The organism is Paenibacillus sp. J22P143, from assembly GCF_059692035.1.
Genome location: NZ_JCAUAQ010000074.1, coordinates 1 through 1,115, shown reverse-complemented (window position 1 = coordinate 1,115; position 1,115 = coordinate 1). Strand labels below are relative to the sequence as shown.

At 52.4% G+C, this 1,115-nt stretch carries 1 rRNA gene; it reads left to right on the top strand.

Annotated elements, in window-relative coordinates:
- A 23S ribosomal RNA gene (locus AC58PQ_RS29555) occupies positions 1-1,115 on the top strand; the annotation flags it as partial.

Genomic DNA, 1,115 nt, shown 5'->3' with positions numbered 1-1,115 from the left:
CCCTAGAGGTATCCTGAGTACGGCGGGTCACGTGAAACCCCGTCGGAATCCGGCAGGACCATCTGCCAAGGCTAAATACTCCCTAGTGACCGATAGTGAAGCAGTACCGTGAGGGAAAGGTGAAAAGCACCGCGGAAGCGGAGTGAAAAAGAACCTGAAACCGTGTGCTTACAAAAAGTCAGAGCCCTCTATATGGGTGATGGCGTGCCTTTTGTAGAATGAACCGGCGAGTTACGTTCCCGTGCGAGGTTAAGTTGAAAAGACGGAGCCGCAGCGAAAGCGAGTCTGAATAGGGCGCTTTAGTACGTGGACGTAGACCCGAAACCGTGTGATCTACCCCTGTCCAGGGTGAAGGTGAGGTAACACTCACTGGAGGCCCGAACCCACGAATGTTGAAAAATTCGGGGATGAGGTGGGGGTAGCGGAGAAATTCCAATCGAACTCGGAGATAGCTGGTTCTCCCCGAAATAGCTTTAGGGCTAGCCTCGGATGTTGAGTTGTGGAGGTAAAGCACTGATTGGGTGCGGGGCCCGCCAAGGGTTACCAAGTCCAGTCAAACTCTGAATGCCACAAACTTAAATCCGGGAGTCAGACAGTGAGTGCTAAGATCCATTGTCAAAAGGGAAACAGCCCAGACCATCAGCTAAGGTCCCCAAGTGTGTGTTAAGTGGGAAAGGATGTGGAGTTGCACAGACAACCAGGATGTTGGCTTAGAAGCAGCCACCATTGAAAGAGTGCGTAATAGCTCACTGGTCGAGTGACTCTGCGCCGAAAATGTAACGGGGCTAAACACGCCACCGAAGCTATGGCTTGCACGTATGTGCATGGGTAGGGGAGCGTTGTATGTACGTAGAATTCTGACCGTAAGGACAGGTGGAGCGCATACAAGTGAGAATGCCGGTATAAGTAACGAAAAGATCAGTGAGAATCTGATCCGCCGAAAACCTAAGGGTTCCTGAGGAAGGCTCGTCCGCTCAGGGTAAGTCGGGACCTAAGGCGAGGCCGAAAGGCGTAGTCGATGGACAACAGGTGGAAATTCCTGTACCACCGTAGCCGTTATGAGCAATGGAGTGACGCAGAAGGATAGTGACGCGAGCTGATGGATGCTCGTCCAA